Here is a 1,511-nt window from a genome sequence, read left to right as displayed (position 1 = left end):
CTAGGGCCTGTCCGATGGGTCGTATGAGCTGATCAGCAGCGTGGCCTACTGTTCGCTGAACGAAGGGGGCCGCATGGCACGCGATACAGCTGAAGCAGAGGCGGGGATGAAGGGGATCAGATTTCCTGCCTGGCACGGAAAGCACTACGTGACGCTGGCTGAGCTACTGGTTCGCCTCGGCAGCTTCGCCCTGGACCTGACCTGGCGCGTCGAGTTCGACGAGATCGTCGATCCCCGCTGTGTCGAGATGGAGAGACGGTCCGCCGACGCCGGCATGGACACGTTGACCTTGTTGTCCTTGACGACCCCCTTCCTCCAGTTGATCGACGCCCAAGCGCGTGGGTTCGCGGAGGACCAGCTGGTGCTCGTCCTGACCGAATTCGATAGTTCCTCCTGGGACGTCAGGGCTGTCGACGAGCGCGTACTCAGCGAACTGCGCCACCACTATCCGGGTGCCGAGGACCTCTGAACGGGGCTCTTCACTCCGGGCGCAGCCATAGGCGGATCGCGGCCACGGTGACCGTTCCGTGAAAGACGTACGCGCGCTTGTCGAAGCGCGTGGCGACGGCTCGGAAGTTCTTGAGCCGGTTGATGGTCCGCTCGACTTCGTTGCGGCGGCGGTAGATCGTCTTGTCGAACCCCGTGGGCCGGCCGCCTTGGCTGCCGCGGCGTCGGCGGTTGGCCCTCTGGTCTCTCGGCTCGGGGATCGTGTGCTTGATCTGGCGTCTGCGCAGGTGACGCCGATTGCGGCGTGACGAGTACGCCTTATCGCCCCCGACATGGTCGGGCCGGGTGCGCGGTCGTCCACCAGTCTGCCGAGGTACGCGGATCTCTTCCAGAACGGGAATCATCTGCGGTGCGTCCCCCCACTGGCCGGGCGTGATGACGAACCCGAGCGGGCGGCACCCACCTTCCCCGGCGAGGTGGATCTTGCTTGTGAGCCCGCCTCGCGAGCGTCCCAGGGCCTCATCGGAGCGGTGACGTGCCGGGCTCCTGCGCCGACCCGGGATCTTCGGGGCACGGGTGGAGGCACCAGCCGCGTGCTGATGAGCGCGGCAGGTCGTGGAATCGACGCTGACCATGCTCCAGTCGATCCGGCCCTCGGCATCGGCGTCGGCCTGGACGGCCCGCAGGATTCTCTCCCACGTGCCGTCCGCCGACCATCTTCGATGACGGTCGTGGACCGTCTTCCAGCTACCGAAGCAGGCGGGCAGATCCCGCCAGGGGAGGCCGGTCCGCTGCCGAAACAGAATCCCGTTGATCACACGGCGGTGGCATTGCCAGCGTCCACCCCGCCCGTGATTCGTCGGCAAGTGCGGCTCCAGCCGAGCCCGCTCTTCATCCGAAAGATCTCCCCGCCCCATGTCCCACGGAACGAGTTCCCAGCGGGAGCGTCACACGACCCATCGAACAGGCCCTAGGCCGTGTGGCAAAAGTGGATCTTGGGCTGTGGATGATCACGGTTCGCGGGTCGGGGAGATCTCACGGACGAGCAGTGGTCGGTGCTGGAG

General features: G+C 66.2%; 2 protein-coding genes. One reads left to right on the top strand and one right to left on the bottom strand.

Annotated features, from left to right (window positions below):
• Window positions 1-73 precede the first annotated feature (73 nt).
• On the top strand, window positions 74-469 hold the full coding sequence (locus AOK00_RS17430; RefSeq protein WP_254047394.1) for a hypothetical protein: 396 nt from the start codon (window positions 74-76) through the stop codon (window positions 467-469).
• Between the two features lie 10 nt (window positions 470-479).
• Here AOK00_RS17430 and AOK00_RS17425 read toward each other — a convergent pair whose 3' ends face one another.
• Window positions 480-1,364 carry an IS5 family transposase gene (locus AOK00_RS17425; protein ID WP_055601231.1) on the bottom strand — a complete coding sequence of 295 codons (885 nt, stop codon included), beginning with the start codon at window positions 1,362-1,364 and terminating at the stop codon, window positions 480-482.
• Between the last annotated feature and the right edge of the window lie 147 nt (window positions 1,365-1,511).

Source organism: Streptomyces aureus (genome assembly GCF_001418135.1).
Lineage (GTDB): Bacteria > Actinomycetota > Actinomycetes > Streptomycetales > Streptomycetaceae > Streptomyces > Streptomyces aureus_A.
This window is presented reverse-complemented; position numbering and strand designations above follow the sequence as displayed.

Coding starts and splice junctions, on each gene's coding strand:
- AOK00_RS17430 (WP_254047394.1), top strand. CDS start 74: ATGGCACGCGATACAGCTGAAGCAGAGGCGGGGATGAAGGGGATCAGA.
- AOK00_RS17425 (WP_055601231.1), bottom strand. CDS start 1,364: ATGGGGCGGGGAGATCTTTCGGATGAAGAGCGGGCTCGGCTGGAGCCG.